Source organism: Kitasatospora sp. NPDC056783 (genome assembly GCF_042789895.1).
Taxonomy (GTDB): Bacteria; Actinomycetota; Actinomycetes; order Streptomycetales; family Streptomycetaceae; genus Kitasatospora.
The window spans coordinates 1-17706 of the sequence record NZ_JBHUAF010000069.1 but is presented as its reverse complement, the minus strand read 5'-3'; the positions used below and the strand labels follow the sequence as shown (position 1 = coordinate 17706).

General features: G+C 72.0%; 13 protein-coding genes. 6 read left to right on the top strand and 7 right to left on the bottom strand.

Translation table 11 applies throughout. The annotated features are described in order from the left end of the window. Positions 1-111 precede the first annotated feature (111 nt). The 3 genes from pta (at position 112) to pyk (ending at position 5059) form a co-directional block, all read left to right on the top strand. Positions 112-2244, top strand: coding sequence for a phosphate acetyltransferase (gene pta / locus ACFRMQ_RS13530; RefSeq protein ID WP_380730306.1), 2133 nt, complete (start codon positions 112-114; stop codon positions 2242-2244). Positions 2245-2313: 69 nt separating this feature from the next. Beyond that, on the top strand, positions 2314-3537 hold the full coding sequence (locus ACFRMQ_RS13525) for an acetate kinase (RefSeq protein WP_380730304.1): 1224 nt from the start codon (positions 2314-2316) through the stop codon (positions 3535-3537). A gap of 94 nt (positions 3538-3631) precedes the next feature. Further along, positions 3632-5059 (top strand): pyruvate kinase, encoded by a 1428-nt coding sequence (pyk, locus tag ACFRMQ_RS13520; protein WP_380730302.1) that lies wholly within the window; start codon positions 3632-3634, stop codon positions 5057-5059. 60 nt (positions 5060-5119) lie between these two features. On the opposite strand, the gene ACFRMQ_RS13515 is transcribed toward pyk, so the two are convergent. From ACFRMQ_RS13515 to ACFRMQ_RS13500, 4 genes are all read right to left on the bottom strand, one after another. Further along, complete coding sequence (locus ACFRMQ_RS13515) at positions 5120-6445, bottom strand: hypothetical protein (protein ID WP_380730300.1); 1326 nt, start codon at positions 6443-6445, stop codon at positions 5120-5122. After that, on the bottom strand, positions 6442-6957 hold the full coding sequence (locus tag ACFRMQ_RS13510; protein WP_380730298.1) for a DUF6114 domain-containing protein: 516 nt from the start codon (positions 6955-6957) through the stop codon (positions 6442-6444). The genes ACFRMQ_RS13515 and ACFRMQ_RS13510 overlap by 4 nt, the downstream gene beginning before the upstream one ends. A 131-nt stretch (positions 6958-7088) precedes the next feature. After that, positions 7089-7757 carry a DUF6230 family protein gene (locus ACFRMQ_RS13505; RefSeq protein WP_380730296.1) on the bottom strand — a complete coding sequence of 223 codons (669 nt, stop codon included), beginning with the start codon at positions 7755-7757 and terminating at the stop codon, positions 7089-7091. Positions 7758-8469: 712 nt separating this feature from the next. Continuing rightward, a complete protein-coding gene (locus ACFRMQ_RS13500) occupies positions 8470-9465 on the bottom strand; it encodes a tetratricopeptide repeat protein (protein ID WP_380730294.1) in 996 nt (331 codons plus the stop codon). Between the two features lie 364 nt (positions 9466-9829). Between ACFRMQ_RS13500 and ACFRMQ_RS13495 the strand changes: the two genes are divergently transcribed. Further along, complete coding sequence (locus tag ACFRMQ_RS13495; RefSeq protein WP_380730291.1) at positions 9830-10525, top strand: TetR/AcrR family transcriptional regulator; 696 nt, start codon at positions 9830-9832, stop codon at positions 10523-10525. A 71-nt stretch (positions 10526-10596) separates the two neighbouring features. On the opposite strand, the gene ACFRMQ_RS13490 is transcribed toward ACFRMQ_RS13495, so the two are convergent. From ACFRMQ_RS13490 to ACFRMQ_RS13480, 3 genes are all read right to left on the bottom strand, one after another. After that, a complete protein-coding gene (locus ACFRMQ_RS13490) occupies positions 10597-12282 on the bottom strand; it encodes a methylmalonyl-CoA mutase (RefSeq protein ID WP_380730316.1) in 1686 nt (561 codons plus the stop codon). A 175-nt stretch (positions 12283-12457) separates the two neighbouring features. Continuing rightward, positions 12458-12799 carry a DUF3817 domain-containing protein gene (locus ACFRMQ_RS13485; RefSeq protein WP_380730289.1) on the bottom strand — a complete coding sequence of 114 codons (342 nt, stop codon included), beginning with the start codon at positions 12797-12799 and terminating at the stop codon, positions 12458-12460. A gap of 75 nt (positions 12800-12874) precedes the next feature. Beyond that, positions 12875-13411, bottom strand: a complete 537-nt coding sequence (locus tag ACFRMQ_RS13480) for a MarR family winged helix-turn-helix transcriptional regulator (protein WP_380730287.1) — start codon at positions 13409-13411, stop codon at positions 12875-12877. A gap of 497 nt (positions 13412-13908) precedes the next feature. Between ACFRMQ_RS13480 and ACFRMQ_RS13475 the strand changes: the two genes are divergently transcribed. Then, on the top strand, positions 13909-15528 hold the full coding sequence (locus ACFRMQ_RS13475; protein ID WP_380730285.1) for a M4 family metallopeptidase: 1620 nt from the start codon (positions 13909-13911) through the stop codon (positions 15526-15528). Between the two features lie 451 nt (positions 15529-15979). After that, positions 15980-17605 carry a M4 family metallopeptidase gene (locus ACFRMQ_RS13470; protein ID WP_380730283.1) on the top strand — a complete coding sequence of 542 codons (1626 nt, stop codon included), beginning with the start codon at positions 15980-15982 and terminating at the stop codon, positions 17603-17605. The last annotated feature ends 101 nt before the right edge of the window (positions 17606-17706 follow it).

The following is a 17706-nucleotide window of genomic DNA, read 5'->3' as shown; positions in this document are numbered from 1 at the left end:
GACCTCCGCCCCTTGCCGCGAGCCCGCCGCTCTGCTCGCGGACGGCCGTTCGGAGTGCGAAGGTATGGTCGATATGACCACCTTCCGAGACGACGGGACGGAGACACCCACGTGGCGCGCAGCGTGTACGTGACCGGCATCGAGCGGGGGGACGGCCGTCAGGCGGTCGAGCTCGGGGTCATGGAACTGCTCACCCGCCAGGTGGACCGGGTCGGGGTGTTCCGCCCGCTGGTCCACGCCGCCACGCCCGGGCGGCCCGGCACCGACCACGTGGTCGAGCTGCTGCGCGGCCGCTACCGGATCGACCTGCCGAGCACCGCGCTGTACGGCCTCACCTACGAGGAGGCCGCCGCGCTCCAGGCCGCCCGGGGGCAGGACGAGCTGGTCTCCACCCTGGTCGACCGCTTCCACGCGCTGGAGCGGCGCTGCCAGGCCGTCCTGGTGCTCGGCACCGACTTCGCCGACACCGGCATCCCGGACGAGCTGGCCTTCAACGCCCGGCTGGCCAACGAGTTCGGCGCCGCCGTGCTGCCGGTGGTCGGCGGGCACGGCGAGGACACCGAGACGGTGGTGGCCGAGGTCCGCAACGCCCACCGGGCGTACACCGACCTCGGCTGCGAGACCCTGGCGATGGTCGCCAACCGGGTCGCCCCGGGCATCAAGCAGCCGGTGCGGCGCGCCCTCGGCGAGAAGCTGCCGATCCCCGCCTACGTCATCCCGGAGGAGCCGGCGCTGGCCGCGCCCACCGTCGCGCAGCTCGTCGAGGCGACCGGCGCCGAGGTGCTGCTCGGGGACCCGGCCGGCCTCGCCCGGGACGTGCGCGGCTACGTCTTCGGCGGCGCCATGCTCCCCACCTTCCTGGACGCGCTGACCGAGGGCGCCCTGGTGGTCGCCCCCGGGGACCGCGCCGACCTGGTGATCGGTTCGCTGGCCGCGCACGCCGCCGGCGCCCCGCCGATCGCCGGCGTGCTGCTGACCCTCGGCCTGCACCCCGGCCCCAACGTGATGGCCCTGGCCGCCCGGCTCGCCCCCGGCACCCCGGTCGCGGTCGTCCCCGAGGGCAGCTGGCCGACCGCCGCCCACCTGACCCACATCGAGGGCAAGCTCACCGCGGCCAGCCCCCGGAAGGCCGAGATCGCCCTCGGCCTGTTCGAACTGCACGTCGACACCGACGAGTTGACCAACCGGATCGAGGTCGGCCGGTCCGAGCGGGTCACCCCGATGATGTTCGAGCACGAGCTGCTGGAACGCGCCCGGGGCGCCCGCCGGCACGTCGTGCTCCCCGAGGGCACCGAGGAGCGGGTGCTGCGCGCGGCCGAGATCCTGCTGCGCCGCAACATCTGCGACCTCACCCTGCTCGGCGACCCGGACGCGGTGCGCCGCACCGCCGCGGCCCACGGCATCGAGCTGCCGCAGGAGGAGCCCGGCGCCGACCGCGCCCAGGTCCGGATCGTCGACCCGACCACCAGCCCGCTGCGCCGCCAGTTCGCCGAGCTGTACGCGAAGCTGCGCGCCCACAAGGGGATGACCGTCGAACTGGCCCTGGACGTGGTCACCGACGTCTCGTACTTCGGCACCCTGATGGTCCAGGAGGGCATCGCGGACGGCATGGTCTCCGGCGCGGTGCACTCCACCGCCGCCACCATCCGGCCCGCCTTCGAGGTGATCAAGACCTCCCCGGGCGCCTCGATCGTCTCCTCGGTCTTCTTCATGTGCCTGGCCGACAAGGTGCTGGTGTACGGCGACTGCGCCGTCAACCCGGACCCGGACGCCCAGCAACTGGCCGACATCGCCATCCAGTCGGCCGCCACCGCCGCCCAGTTCGGCGTCGAGCCGCGGGTCGCGATGCTCTCGTACTCGACCGGCACCTCCGGCTCCGGCGCGGACGTCGACAAGGTCCGCAAGGCCACCGAGATCGTCCGCGAACTGCGGCCGGACATCCTGGTCGAGGGCCCGATCCAGTACGACGCGGCGGTGGACGCCCACGTCGCGGCCACCAAGCTGCCGGGCTCCCCCGTGGCCGGCCGGGCCACCGTGCTGATCTTCCCCGACCTCAACACCGGCAACAACACCTACAAGGCGGTCCAGCGCTCGGCCGGCGCGGTCGCGGTCGGCCCGGTGCTCCAGGGGCTGCGCAAGCCCGTCAACGACCTCTCGCGCGGGGCGCTGGTGCAGGACATCGTCAACACCGTCGCCATCACCGCCATCCAGTCGCAGGACCACAAGGGGGCCGAAAGTGAGTGAGCGGAGCGAGCGAACCGTCAACAGGTGCGTGTTTCGCGAAGCGACCGCCGGGCGCAGCGAGGTGGGCGCATGAGTGAAGGTACCCGCGTTCTGGTGCTGAACGCCGGCTCCTCGTCGGTGAAGTACCGGCTGATCGACATGCTGGACGGGGCCCGGCTGGCCTCCGGGCTGGTCGAGCGGATCGGCGAGGCCGGCGGGCGGCTGGCGCACACCCCGCGCACCGGCGGGCCGCGCGAGAGCGTCCAGCCCTTCCCCGACCACGCGGCCGCGCTCAAGGCCGTCGCCGACGAGCTGGCCGCCGACGGCCTCGGGCTGGACTCCCCCGAGCTGGCCGCGATCGGCCACCGGGTGGTGCACGGCGGCCTGCGGTTCACCGAGCCGACCGTGATCACCGACGACGTGGTCACGGAGATCCGCCGGCTGATCCCGGTCGCCCCGCTGCACAACCCCGCCAACATCACCGGCATCGAGGTGGCCCGCGCGCTGCGCCCCGACCTGCCCCAGGTGGCCGTCTTCGACACCGCCTTCCACGCCTCGATGCCCGAGTGCGCGGCCCGCTACGCGATCGACAAGGACGTCGCCGACCGGCACCGGGTGCGCCGCTACGGCTTCCACGGCACCTCGCACCAGTACGTCTCGCGGGCCACCGCCCGGCTGCTCGGCAGGGACCCGGCCGAGGTCAACGTGATCGTGCTGCACCTGGGCAACGGAGCCTCCGCCTCGGCGGTCAGCGGCGGCCGCTGCGTCGACACCTCGATGGGCCTCACCCCGCTGGAAGGGCTGGTCATGGGCACCCGGTCGGGCGACATCGACGCCGGCGTGGTGTTCCACCTGCACCGGGTCGGCGGGCTGTCCGTGGACGAGATCGACGACCTGCTCAACCGCCGCAGCGGCCTGCGCGGGCTGTGCGGCGAGAACGACATGCGCGAGATCATGCAGCGGGCGGACATCGGGGACGAGGACGCGAAGCTGGCGTTCGACGCGTACGTCCACCGGCTGCGCAAGTACATCGGCGGCTACTACGCGGTGCTCGGCCGGGTGGACGCGATCGCGTTCACCGCGGGTGTCGGGGAGAACGCCGCGCCGGTGCGCGCGGCGGCCACCGCGGGACTGGAGGAACTGGGCATCGCCGTGGATCCGGAGCTGAACTCGGTGCGGTCCGGCGAGGCCCGGATCATCTCCCCCGAGTACGCCCGGGTGACGGTCGCCGTGGTGCCCACCGACGAGGAGCTGGAGATCGCCCGACAGGCCTTCGCACTGGTGCACCGGGAACGCCGCGAGTCCGAGGACTGATACGAATCCGTCCCACTCCTCGGGACGCTTCGTCGGCGATTCCTCCCGGTACATGCCGAATGCGCTTATAACACGAACGGATAGACTGATCCATATGCGCCGAGCGAAAATTGTCTGCACCCTGGGTCCGGCGACGGACTCCTACGAACAGCTGAAGGCCATCGTCGAGGCGGGCATGAACGTCGCCCGACTGAACATGAGCCACGGCAACCACGCGGACCACGAGGAGCGGTACCGCAAGGTCCGCCAGGTCTCGGAGGACACCGGCAAGGCCATCGGCGTCCTGGCCGACCTCCAGGGTCCGAAGATCCGTCTGGCGACCTTCGCCAACGGCCCGGTGACCGTCGACAACGGCGACGAGTTCACCATCACCACCGAGGACGTCCCCGGTGACCAGCACATCTGCGGCACCACCTACAAGGGCCTGCCCGGCGACGTGAAGCCCGGCGACCCGGTCCTGATCAACGACGGCGTCATCGCCCTGGAGGTCGTCAGCGTCGACGGCCCGCGGGTGAAGACCGTGGTCATCGAGGGCGGCGTGCTCTCGAACAACAAGGGCATCAACCTGCCCGGCGCGGCCGTGAACGTGCCCGCCCTGTCCGAGAAGGACAAGGACGACCTGCGCTTCGCGCTGCGCCTGGGCGTCGACATGATCGCCCTGTCCTTCGTCCGCAACGCGGACGACATCAAGGACGTCCACGAGGTCATGGACGAGGTCGGCATCCGGGTGCCGGTCATCGCCAAGATCGAGAAGCCGCAGGCCGTCGAGGCCATGGAGGAGATCGTCCTCGCCTTCGACGCCATCATGGTCGCCCGCGGCGACCTGGCCGTGGAGTACCCGCTGGAGCGGGTCCCGCTGGTCCAGAAGCAGCTGGTCACCCTGGCCCGCCGCAACGCCAAGCCGGTCATCGTCGCCACCCAGATGATGGAGTCGATGATCCACGCCTCGCGCCCGACCCGCGCCGAGGTCTCCGACGTCGCCAACGCCATCCTGGACGGCGCCGACGCGGTCATGCTGTCCGCCGAGTCGAGCGTCGGCAAGTACCCCGTCGAGACCGTCCGCACCATGAGCCGGATCTGCGTGCGGGCCGAGGAGGAGCTGCTCTCCCAGGGCCTCCAGCCGCTCAACCCGGGCCGCAAGCCGCGCACCCAGGGCGGCTCGGTCGCCCGTGCGGCGTGCGAGCTGGGCGACTTCCTGGACGGCAAGGCACTGGTCGCCTTCACCAAGTCCGGTGACACCGCCCGCCGGCTGTCCCGCTACCGTTCGCCGATCCCGGTGATCGCCTTCACCCCGGACGCCGCCACCCGCAACCAGCTCTCGCTGAGCTGGGGCGTCGAGGCGTACGTGACCGAGCAGGTCGCCACCACCGACGCGATGGTCGCGCAGGTCGACCGGGAGCTGCTGCGGATGGGCCGGCTCGGCGAGGGCGAGACCGTCATCGTCACCGCCGGTGTCCCGGTCGGCATCCCCGGCACCACCAACATGGTGCAGGTGCACCACCTGGGCACCCGGAGCGAGTGAGCCTCCGTCAGGCCTGAACGCGTGGGGCGGTCCTCCCTCGGGAGGGCCGCCCCACGCGTTTCACTCGTCGCTGTACGGGGCGTCGTCGTTGAACAGGCGCATCCCCGGGATGTGCAGGGTGCCGCCGAACTGACCGGCCTGCTTGGCGGTGACGCCGGTCAGCTCCAGGTCCAGCGGGATCGGGACGGAGCCGATCAGGTCGTACAGCCAGCGCGGCAGGGTGTCCGGGGTGAGGGTGATCTCGCCCAGGTCGATCGGGATCGGCAGGCCGAGCACCTTGGAGAGGTGGCCGGACAGCCGCTCGACGTACATGGTGACCTGGCTGTCGCGCATGGTCGAGGTGGAGCCCGGACGGCCCTGGACGTGGAAGGTCACGCCGTTGCCCTGGAGGGTCGACATGTCGAGATTGTCGATGTCCACGCTGTCGACCACGAACTTCAGCACGCGCTTGCTGCCGGTCGGGGTCCTCACGTCGTAGACGCCGTGGAAGGCCGCGCCGTGCAGGGCGAGTCGGCTGGTCTTCAACGTCCAGTTCTGCTCCGGGACGACGTGCCCGGGGGCCGCCGCACCGGCGGTCAGGCCGCGGGTGTCCACGTCGCAGTCGGGGTTCTCGGTGGGCGTGGCGGTCGGGGAGGCGTCGGCGGAGGGCGACGCACCGGCCGAGGGCGATGCCCCGGTGGACGGCGTGGGCCCGGTGCTCGGCCTGCCGCTCGCGGTGGCGGTGGGCGAGGGCGCGTCGGCGGACGGAGTCGTCTCGGCGGTCGGCGCGGCCCCCGGGGCGGGCCGCACCGGGGTGCCGGATGCCGCGGGGGTGGCGGGCGCGGTGGTCGGCGCGGTGGCCGGCACGCCGGTCGGGATCGGACCCGGGCTCGACGGACCCTTCGGGTCGAACAGCTTGCCCAGACCGCCGAGGAGGTCGCCGACCGGCCCGGCCGGGGCCGTAGCCACGGCTACGGGCGTGCCGGTGGCCGAGGGCTCGACCGGTGCGGTGGGCTGCCGCGCGGGCGCGGTGGTCGGCACCTGGGTCGGCACCGAGGCCGGATCGGTCGACGGCCCGGTCGGGACCGGGGCGGTCGAGGCCGGACCCGACGCACCGGGCGGGCCAGGCGGCGGCTCGGGCAGTTCGCTCTTGGGCACCGGCGTCTCCAGCGGCGCCACGTCCGGCACGATGGCCGGCGCGGTGCCGCAGGGCTTGCCCGCCGCCGACTCGGCGACCGCCGGATGGGGCGTGTAGGCCGCGGCCATCAGCAGCGCGGTCGGCACCGCCGCCATCGCCAGGGCCCGGCCCCGCAGCCGGACCCGTACGGGAGTGCGCGGGGCCGCGTGCCGGCCGGAGCGCTGCGCGGGAACGGTCGTGCCGTCGGCTTGCTCGGCCGGCCCGGTCACCGCGCCTCCTCCTGGTGGACCGTGCCGACCGGCTGCGGGGCGGCGGCCCCTTCGGCGGTCGTCGGCGCGGCGGTCGTCGGCTCGGCCGTCACCCCGTCCGCCGGCTCCGGGACCGGCGCCCAGGAGACCAGCAGCCCGCCGCCGATCAGGCCGGGCAGCAGGGCCAGGCCGAAGCCGCCCAGGTTGGACATCGGCAGCGAGACCAGCGTCAGCAGGATGGTCGCGATGCCCGCGAAGACCCGGACGGCCTGCTGGAACCACCCGGCGAGGCCGAGGGCGATCATCAGCACGCCGATGAGCAGCGAACCGGCACCCGCGGTGGTCGACATCGCGATGGTCACGCTGCCGAGTTCGAGGTGCGCGTAGGGGAAGTAGAGGATCGGGACGCCGGCGGTCATGGCCAGCAGGCCGCCCCAGAAGGGCCTGGTGCGACGGAACGTGCGGAAGCCCCGCCAGACCGCCCCGAGCGGATTCTGGCGGCCGGTCCGGGTTTCGACCGTTGCGCTGGACATGGTGCGGCTCCTCGGAATCGCTACGAGGGGGAATCGACTGGCGTCGAGCCGGGAGCGGCGGAACCCGCCGCCCCCGGCCCACGAGGGACCCGTCCGTCCGGCGTGCCCGTCGGCACGCCGTCAGGCAGGGCTCAGTAGCACTCGTTGTCCGGGCCGTCGCCGTTCTTGAGCGACAGGTTCAGGCCGTTGAGCACGAACTTCCCGGCCGAGGTGGCACGGGCGGACTGCTCGACGTTGTCCAGCTTGGCCGTCTTGGCGGCCTGGGAGAAGCCGGTGGCGCCGGTCGGCAGACCCTTGCCACCGCCCGCGGCCGAGACACCCGGGTGGGGGGTCCAGCCCTGGGTCGCCGTGCCGTTGAGGGTGGAGGCGTCCTTGCCGATGTCGATCTGCTCGAAGGTCGCGTCGGCCTTCAGCGACTCCATGTCGATCAGCAGGTTGTCGGCGTGCACGGGGGTGCCGTTGCCGCCGGCCTTCAGCTGGAGGGTGATCTTGCCCAGACCGAACTTGGTCAGGTCGGTCACCACGGACTGGCACATGTTGGTGATGTCGGCCGAGTCGAACGCCGAGACGGCGACCGGGTGCAGCGTGCCGCCGGCTTCGACGTCGACGGTGCCGAACTGGGCGAAGTTCTTGCCCTCGATGTGGCTGGCCGTCACCTTGAACGCCTGGCCGGAAATGCTGAACGAGGCGGCGAGCGCGCTGTTGGCGATCGAGACGCCGACCATCGCGGTGGCCGCGACACTCGGCACCATCACCAGGGCGAAGCGCTTCCAGCGGGTCTTGCCATAGGCCTGGGACATGCGAGTCCTCCTTCTAGGACGTACATCTCCGGCTCCCCGGTGGTGTGTTCGGCACCGGTGGGGGACTGGGATGGGAGAGAGCTACGTCCTCGGTAGCGGAGAGCGCCATGGGCGTCGTCGGACCCGGGAGCGGTCCGCGGACAGCGGCCCTCCCGGCCGAGCACCGGCCGACCTTGTGGGGCGGCGGGCAGGACCGACGACATCGGCGATCACCCCCGAGCGACAACCAGCGACCGCGCAGGGCCGCGCGGCCGGTCGAAGGACAGGAACCGCCGTGGGACCGCGGATACCCCCCTGCCCTCCCTCCCGTCGGCCGGGGCCGACGGATCACCCGGTGGGGATCCCGCGCTCCGCGAGGCCGACCGGGGGTCGGCGGGTGTCGGAGTCAGGGACCGGGCGTGGCCGATCGTGCTTGAATCCCGGGCCAAGCACAAGGGGTTCCTTACTGACGGGTAATCCAACACCAGATGAAGTTGATCATGGAATCGACCCGAGTTGCACCGTGCGTGACGCCCTGGAGAGAACGCGATGGCGAAATCCGCTGGAAACGCCGACGAAACACCCGTGGGCGGTCACACGATGTGACCGCCCACGGGTGAAATCAAGATTTGATAAAGCTCTGACCCGTTGATCGGATTGTCGCCAAATCGCCCGACGACACCGCAGGTCAACGGACGTGCCAGGCGACGTGCCCGACGCGGCCGACGCGGCCTCAGAACAGCACGCGCGCCAGCGCCGTACGGGCCGCGACGACCCGCGGGTCCTCCGGGCCGATCACCTCGAACAGCTCCAGCAGGCGCACCCGGGCGGCGTTCCGGTCCTCGCCGGCCGTCCGCCCGACGGTGTCCACCAGACGCCCGAAGGCGTCCTCGACGTGACCGCCGACCAGGTCGAGGTCCGCCGCCTGGAGCTGGACCTCGACGTCCTTCGGGGAAGCCGCCGCCGCCGTCCGGACGGCCTGGAGGTCCAGGCCCTCGACCCGCTTCAGCAACTCGGCCTGGGACAGGCCCAGCCTGGCCTCGGTGTTGCCCGGCTCCTCGGCCAGCACGTTCTCGTAGGCCCGGATCGCGCCGTCCAGGTCACCGGCGTCCAGCGCGTCGTGCGCGGCGGCCAGTGCCGGGTCCTCGGGGCGCTCCGGGGCGGCGGCCGCGGCCTCGCCCGGGACGCCGGCGACGCCGCCGGCCACGCCGAAGCGCTGCTCGGCGACCAGGATCAGCTGATCCAGGATCTTGCGGATGTTGGCGGCGCTCTCCGCCCCCTGGAACAGCGGCACCAGCTGGCCGGCGACCACGGCCATCACGGCCGGGATGCCCTGGATGCCGAACTGCTGGGAGAGCAGCGGGTTGGCGTCCACGTCGATCTTGGCGAGCACGAAGCGGCCGGCGTACTCCTCGACCAGGCCCTCCAGGACCGGGCTGAGCTGCTTGCAGGGCCCGCACCACTCGGCCCAGAAGTCGATGACGACCGGCACCTCGGTGGAGCGCTGGACGACCTCGGCCTCGAAGGTGTCCTCGGTGACGTCGATGACGAGCTGGTGGCCGGACTGGGCGACGGCAGACCCGTCCGAGTCGGCGGCGGCCGCCTGACGGGCCCGCTCGGCCCGGGCCAGCTCGGCCTTCTGGGCGGCTTCGCCGGCCGCCTTCACTGCGGCGAGGTCGACCGCACCGCGCAGGGCGGCACTGTTGAGACGCGAATTCCGTGGCTGCATGGCACCATCCTCCCCCGTCCGCGCTGCTCGCGGGCACCAACCTCGGGAAAGTCGCCCCGCGCGGGCCGCGCGGTGCGGGTTCCCGGGCGCGGCGCCCCTCCCCCGGTAGCCTGGACGATTCGGCGCGGATCCCCACCCGCGCCCGCGCCACTCCCGTCCCACGGGTGCGGCGCCTGGTTGTCGCTGCTTTCGCTACGAGTCGTAGCGTAACTGGAGCCGGTGCCCCGCCCGCAAGCCCCACCGGCGGTTCGGGGACGTGACCTGCCCCACTTTCCCGGGGTGCCCGGCTGCCCGAACGGGCGAACAGTCGCTACCGTTACCAGCCCCACCCAAGTTACTTACCAGTAGATCGCAAGGAGGCCCGGTGCCGGCCGCCCAGCCCCCAGGGACCCCGGACAGCCCGGAGCGCCCGGACCGGACGAGCCCGGAGCAGACGGGTCCGTCCCCGGAGCCTGCGGGCGCCGCCCGGGCCAAGGGCCGTCCGCGCAGCGCCGCCGCCGACCGCGCGATCCTCGACGCCACCCGCGAGACCCTGGCCGAACTCGGCTGGGGCGGACTGACCATGGGCCACGTGGCGAGCCGCGCCGGAGTCGCCAAGACCACCCTCTACCGCCGCTGGCCCTCCAAGAACGAACTGGTGGTGGACGCCGTCGCCAGCCTCTTCGACGAGCTGGTGATGCCCGACCTCGGCAGCCTGCGGTCCGACATCGAGGCCGTGGTCGCCCAGTTCGCCGATCTGCTGGCCCGCCCGGAGACCCAGGCCGCGCTGCTCGCGCTGTTCGCCGAGGGCACCCGCGACCGGCAGCTGCGGCACCGGATCCGCGAGTCCATCGTGGACCCGCAGAAACGGCTGGTCCGCCAGGGCCGGGCGGCCGCCCAGGCACGCGGCGAACTGGACGCGGACACCGACGACACGGCGGCCCGCGAGGAGGTCGACATCATCTTCGACACCATCGCGGGCACCGTCGAGCACCGCGTCCTGGTCAGCGGCGAGCCGATCACCCCCGAGTGGACCCGCCGGTTCACCGACCTGCTGCTCGGGCCCCTCACCGCCGGCTGACCGGCCCCGGACACGGCGCGGCCGCCCCTCCGGAATCCCGTACGGGCGGCCGCGTGACCGGCCGGCGGCCGTCAGAACATCGCGTTCTCCTGGTACGTGCCCCACTCCTGGCGCAGTGCGTCGCAGATCTCGCCCAGCGTCGCCTCGGCGCGCACCGCGTCCAGCATCGGCGGGATCATCGACTCGCCGGAGCGCGCCGCCGCCAGCATGGCGTCCAGCCCGGCCCGGACGGCCGCCTCGTCGCGGGCCGCCTTGCGCTCGCGCAGCACCCGGACCTGCTCGCGCTCGACCTCGTGGCTGACCCGCAGGATCTCCAGCTCGGGGGTGACGCTGCGCGGGTGGCAGTTGACGCCGACCACGCGCTTGTCGCCCTTCTCCACCGACTGCTGGTACTGGAAGGCCGCCTCGGCGATCTCCCCGGTGAACCAGCCCTCCTCGATGCCGCGCAGGATGCCGGAGGTGATCGGGCCGATCTCGTGGTCCTCGCGGCCCTTGTCCAGGATGCGCTGGAAGATCGCCTCGGCCTGCTGCTCGATCCGGTCGGTCAGCGCCTCGACGTACCAGGAACCGCCCAGCGGGTCCGCCACGTTCGCGACGCCGGTCTCCTCCATCAGCACCTGCTGGGTGCGCAGGGCGATCTCGGCGGCCTGCTCGGAGGGCAGCGCCAGGGTCTCGTCCAGGGCGTTGGTGTGCAGCGAGTTGGTGCCGCCGAGCACCGCGGCCAGCGCCTCGACCGCGGTGCGGACCACGTTGTTGTACGGCTGCTGCGCGGTCAGCGAGACGCCGGCGGTCTGGGTGTGGAAGCGCAGCCACTGCGCCTTGTCGGTCTTGGCACCGAAGCGGTCGCGCATCCAGCGGGCCCAGATCCGGCGCGCGGCGCGGAACTTGGCGATCTCCTCGAAGAAGTCCAGGTGCGCGTCGAAGAAGAAGGACAGGCCGGGGGCGAAGACGTCCACGTCCAGGCCGCGGGACAGGCCCAGCTCGACGTAGCCGAAGCCGTCCGCGAGGGTGTAGGCCAGCTCCTGCGCGGCCGTCGCCCCGGCCTCGCGGATGTGGTAGCCGGAGACCGACAGCGGCTTGTAGGCGGGGATGCCCTCGGCGCAGTAGGCCATCAGGTCGCCGATCAGGCGCAGGTGCGGCTCGGGGGCGAAGAGCCACTCCTTCTGCGCGATGTACTCCTTGAAGATGTCCGTCTGGAGGGTGCCGTTGAGCACCGCCGGGTCCACGCCCTGGCGCTCGGCGGCGACCAGGTACATGCAGAACACCGGCACGGCCGGGCCGCTGATCGTCATCGAGGTGGTGACCTCGCCGAGCGGGATGCCGGCGAACAGCACCTCCATGTCGGCGGCCGAGTCGATGGCCACGCCGCAGTGGCCGACCTCGCCGAGCGACTTGGCGTCGTCCGAGTCGTAGCCCATCAGGGTGGGCATGTCGAAGGCGACCGAGAGGCCGCCGCCGCCCGCGTCCAGGATCATCCGGTAGCGCTCGTTGGTCTGCTGGGCGTTGCCGAACCCGGCGAACTGGCGGATGGTCCAGGTGCGGCCCCGGTAGCCGGTCGGGTGCAGACCGCGGGTGTACGGGTACTCGCCCGGCCAGCCGATCCGCTCGAAGCCCTCGTAGGCCTGCCCGGCGGGCGGGCCGTAGACCGGCTCGACCTCGTCGCCGGAGAGGGTGGTGAAGTCCGCGTCGCGCTTGCGGGCCTTGTCGTACCGCTGCTGCCAGCGCTGCCGGCCGCGCTCGATCTCCTCGGCGTCCATGACCTCGAACTCCGCTCCGTACGGCCGCCACGACGCGGGCGGCACAGCTAGTAGGACGTCCTACCAATTTACTCGGACGTCCTAGTAATTGTCGATGGATACCCGGTGGCGGACACGGAAGAGCGCCCCTGCCCGCGTCGGGGAGGGGCGCTCTCGAAGGCGCGGACGGCCGGGCTCAGACCCCGGCCGGCTGGCGGGCGCCGGAGCCCGCCGGGAGCTTCGCGGCGGCCTCGGCGGCCACCTTGCGCTCGAAGACGAAGGAGAGGAAGGGGATGCAACCCGCCGCCAGAGTGAGCACCAGCCGGCCCAGCGGCCACTTCAGCTTCTGCCCGAGCATGAAGGTCACCACGAAGTAGCCGATGTAGAGGTAGCCGTGCAGCATCGCGACGTACATGGTCACCTCCTTGGCGGTGTCGAAGCCGTACTTCGCGACCATGAAGCCGCAGAACACCAGGAGTGCCACACCGGTCGCGATGGCCAGGGCCCGGTACCAGCCCAGCAGGGGGGTCGCCTTCATGATCTTCCTCGCCTCGCTCGGCAGTACGGCCGGTACGCCCGGATCCGGGCACCGCTCACACGAGGGTAGCCGCCTTCACGCCCGCTCCTTCGCAGCCCCCTCGGTCGGCTCGGTGAAGTCGCCGGCCGCGACCCGCAGCGGGCGGATCAGGTCGAACACCTGGCGGCACTGCTCGGCGTCGTACTCCTCCAGGCCGAACTCCATCGCCATCAGCTCCCGGGTGGCCTCCTCGACCACCTCGCGGCCGCGCCCGGTGATCGCGGCCAGCACGCCGCGGCCGTCCAGCGGGTTGGGGCGGCGGGCGACCAGACCGGCCCGCTCCAGCCGGTCGACGGTGTTGGTGACGCTGGTGGGGTGGACCATGAGCCGCTCGCCGATCTTGGAGAGCGAGAGCTCCCCGGTCCGGCTGAAGGTCAGCAGCACCAGCGCCTCGTAGCGGGCGAAGGTCAGCCCGTACGGCTTGAGCACCGCGTCCACCCGGGACAGCAGGATCTGGTGGGCGCGCATGATCGAGGTGATCGCCGCCATCGAGGGGACCCCGCCCCAGCGGCGGGTCCACAGCTCGTCGGCGCGGGCGATCGGGTCGAAGTCGAGAGCGAGGGGCTTGGCCACCTCCTTACCGTACCGGCGGACGGGACGTGTGCTACCAGCCGTCCTGATGGTGGACAAGTGCAACACGTGGCGGGATCCCGCCAATCGGACGGCCATGTCCATACCGGGACATTGCGCCGGTGTGAACGGGCGGCAACGCACCCCCGACGCAACGGCGTTGGACCCGGACCGGCACGTCGCCGCGCCGGCAGGCCTCGGTTCGGGTGGTAACCCGCCGCAAGAGCGAGCGATTCGCCCCTTTTGTCCGCTCGTTCACAATCCCTCGTTCTGGCGGGACTTGGCCAATTGATGAGCAAGACCTGTCATTTGATTTGCTCGATTGTCATGCTTTCGATCATCCCCGTTCGGTAGCCACCACCCCCACCCACCGGTGGCGAAGCCGCTCCGAACCGCACGGGGCCCGCACGCCAGCGCCCGTTCCGCCCCTCAGGTGCCGTCCCCGGCCCCCGGAACGCCGCGCGACCGCGCCCACCGCGGTTTCCCGGAAGGACTCGTTCGTGAAGCGAAAGCTCGCCGCAGTCGCCGTACTCTCCGCCACCGCCCTGCTCACCGGCGTCGTCCAGGGCACCGCGGCCATGGCCGCCCCCGCCCCGCACACCGGTGCCGCCGTCGACCCGATAGCCCTGGCCAACGGCCAGGCCGCCAAGGTGGCGCACGCCCTGGCCCTGGGCGGCAAGGAGCAGTTGGTCGCCAAGGACGCCGTGGTGGACGCCGACGGCACCCGCCACCTGCGCTACGAGCGCACCCTCGCCGGCCTCCCCGTCCTGGGCGGCGACCTGGTGGTGCACCAGAAGGCCGACGGCTCGACCGCCTCCGTGGACAAGGCCACCGGCGCGAGCCTCGCGCTGCCGAGCCTCACCCCGAAGATCCCCGCCGACCAGGCCGCCGACCAGGCGACCGGCGCCGTGCAGTCCACCGTGGGCATCACCGCCGACAAGGACGAGGCCCCGCTGGCCGCCGTGCACCAGACCGGCAAGGCCGAGCTGGTCGTCTGGGCCGCCGACGGCAACCCGCGCCTGGCGTACCGCACCACGGTCGAGGGCGTGCGCACCGACGGCACCCCGAGCCGTCAGCTGCTGGTCACCGACGCCGCCACCGGCACGGTGCTCTCCACCCACGAGCAGGTGCAGACCGCCTCCGGCACCGGCAAGGGCGTCTTCGTCGGCTCCGTCCCGCTGACCACCACCCAGAGCGGCACCTCCTACCAGCTCAAGGACGCCACCCGCGGCGGCCAGGCCACCTACACCCTGAAGAACAAGACCTCCGGCTCGGGCACCCTGGTCGCCAACTCCACCAACAGCTTCGGCAACGGCCTGGCCTCCAACGCGGAGTCCGCCGCCGTGGACGCCCAGTACGGCGCGGCGGTGACCTGGGACTTCTACAAGAACACCTTCGGCCGCAACGGCATCAAGAACAACGGCGTCGGCGCCGCCAGCCGGGTCCACTACGGCAGCAACTACGTCAACGCCTTCTGGGACGACACCTGCTTCTGCATGACCTACGGCGACGGCGCGAGCAACACCCACCCGCTCACCGAACTCGACGTGGCCGGCCACGAGATGAGCCACGGCGTCACCTCCGCCACCGCCAACCTCAACTACTCCGGCGAGTCCGGCGGCCTCAACGAGGCCACCTCGGACATCTTCGGCACCATGGTCGAGTTCTACGCCAACCTGCCCTCCAACCCGCCGAACTACCTGATCGGCGAGCTCATCAACATCAACGGCAACGGCACCCCGCTGCGCTACATGGACAAGCCCTCCAAGGACGGCGCCTCGGCCGACTCCTGGTCCTCCACGGTCGGCAGCAAGGACGTCCACTACTCCTCGGGCGTCGCCAACCACTTCTTCTACCTGCTCGCCGAGGGCAGCGGCGCGAAGACGGTCAACGGCTTCAGCTACAACAGCCCGACCTCCAACGGCTCGTCGATCACCGGCATCGGCCGGGACAAGGCCGCGCAGATCTGGTACCGCGCGCTGACCGTCTACATGACCTCCAGCACCAACTACGCGGGCGCCCGCACCGCGACCCTGAAGGCCGCCTCCGACCTGTACGGCGCCACCAGCGCCGAGTACAGCACCGTCGCGGCCGCCTGGAGCGGGGTCAACGTCAACTGACGCACCGCACCGGCGCACCGGACGCCCGGGGCCTCCGACGGGAGGGCCCGGGCGTCCGCGCGTCCCCGCCCCGGGCACCCGCGCGACGGCCACCGGGCGCCGCCGGGTGTCGTGCGTCACAGCCGCTGTCAAGCCCGTGCGGCTGGCGGGGTCCCGCCAGGGGGACGAACCGCCGGAAAGCGGTCAACGGACGGCAACCGAACCATCCTTACCGGGATTTGGCGGTTCCTTGCCAATCCCGGGAGGCGGCCTGTCCATCCCTGCAAACGATTGTCATGCTTCTGACCAAGTCCCGTCCAACTCTTCGCCGCCCCACCCGATTCCGGCGGAGGGCAGGAACCGCACGGGACGGCACGTCCGCGCCCTACCGCCCCCAAGGCGCCAACCCCGGCGCCCCGGTACGCGGCGCACCCGCACGCACCCGCGGGTCTCGTGGAAGGAACCCCCGTACGTGAAGCGAAAGCTGACTGTCGGAGCCGTACTCTCCGCCACCGCCCTGCTGGCCGGCGTCGTCCAGATCGCCGCCGCCCCCGCCCAGGCCGCCACCCCCTCGGCCGCGCAGCAGCAGTCCGCGCTGCTCGCGCTGGCCTCCGGCCAGAGCGCCCCGGTCGCCCAGGCCCTCGCCCTCGGCGGCCAGGAGAAGCTGGTCCCCAAGGACGTCGTGGTGGACCGGGACGGCACCCGCCACCTGCGCTACGACCGGACCTACGCGGGCCTGCCGGTGGTCGGCGGCGACCTGGTCGTCCACCAGAAGGCCGACGGCGCGGTGAAGTCCGTCGACCGCGCCTTCGCCGGGCAGCTCTCGGTGCCCAGCCTGACGCCGGGCCTCGCCGCGCCCCAGGCCGCCGAGCGGGCCACCGCCGCGGTGCGGGCGACCGTCGGCCTCACCGCCGACAAGGACCAGGCGGCGCTCAGCCGGGTCGACCGCGCCGGCACCCCCGAGCTGGTCGTCTGGGCCGCCGACGGCACCCCGCGGCTCGCCCACCGCACCGTGGTCGAGGGCCAGCGGGCGGACGGCACCCCGAGCCGCCAGGAAGTGGTCACCGACGCCGCCACCGGCGCGGTGCTCTCCACCGACGAGAAGGTGCAGACCGCGACCGGCACCGGCAACGGCGTCAACGTCGGCTCCGTCACGCTGACCACCACCCAGAGCGGCACGTCCTACCAGCTCAAGGACGCCTCGCGGGGCAACCAGTCCACCACGGACCTGAAGGGCGGCACCTCGGGCAGCGGAACGCTCTTCGCCAACACCACCAACAGCTTCGGCAACGGCCTGCCGTCCAACCGCGAATCCGCGGCCGTGGACGCCCAGTACGGCGCGGCGGCCACCTGGGACTACTACAAGAACACCTTCGGCCGCAACGGCATCAAGAACAACGGCGTGGGCGCCGCGAGCCGGGTGCACTACAGCACCAACTACGTCAACGCGTTCTGGGACGACTCCTGCTTCTGCATGACCTACGGCGACGGCTCCGGCAACACCCACCCGCTGACCGCCATCGACGTCTCCGGCCACGAGATGAGCCACGGCGTCACCTCGGCGACCGCCGGCCTGATCTACTCCGGCGAGTCCGGCGGCCTCAACGAGGCCACCTCGGACATCTTCGGCACCATGGTCGAGTGGTCGGCCAACCTGGCCGCCGACCCCGGGGACTACCTGATCGGCGAGAAGCTCAACATCAACGGCAACGGCACCCCGCTGCGCTACATGGACAAGCCCTCCAAGGACGGCGCCTCGGCCGACTACTGGTCCTCGACCGTCGGCAACAAGGACGTCCACTACTCCTCGGGCGTCGCCAACCACTTCTTCTACCTGCTGGCCGAGGGCAGCGGCGCGAAGGTGATCAACGGGGTCAGCTACAACAGCCCGACCTCCAACGGCTCGACGGTCACCGGCATCGGCCGGACCAAGGCCGCCGCGATCTGGTACCGCGCGCTGACCGTCTACATGACCTCCACCACCAACTACAAGGCCGCCCGCACCGCGACCCTGAAGGCCGCCTCCGACCTGTACGGCGCCACCAGCACCGAGTACAACACCGTCGCGGCCGCCTGGAGCGGGGTCAGCGTCAACTGACCGCCGCCCGGCGCGAGCGCCGGCCCCGCCGGTAGCACCGGCACGAGCCACCACCGGTAAGAAACGGCGACAGGCTGCCACGGCCCTTTGGGAGAGGAGGC